General features: G+C 78.8%; 1 pseudogene. It reads right to left on the bottom strand.

The window, feature by feature from the left end:
• Positions 1-203: pseudogene (locus GTW08_RS08740) on the bottom strand (YhgE/Pip domain-containing protein); the annotation flags it as partial.

The raw sequence follows: 203 nt of genomic DNA, 5'->3' as shown, positions 1-203 counted from the left end.
CCTGCTGCACCTGCTCGTCGGTGAACCCGCGCTCGCGCAGGTTCGCGGCGATGGTGCCGTCGGCGGCGTCGAGCTGGTCGGCCAGCCGGGCGCTCTCCTGCGCGACCCGGTCCCCGGCCGCGGCCAGCTGCGCGTTGCCGTCGGCGACCTGGCGGGCGCCGTCGGCCAGCTGCCGTGACTGCGCGGGCAGGTCGGCGGTGGCC

Source organism: Pseudonocardia sp. SID8383, assembly GCF_009864975.1.
Taxonomy (GTDB): domain Bacteria; phylum Actinomycetota; class Actinomycetes; order Mycobacteriales; family Pseudonocardiaceae; genus Pseudonocardia; species Pseudonocardia alni.
This window is presented reverse-complemented; position numbering and strand designations above follow the sequence as displayed.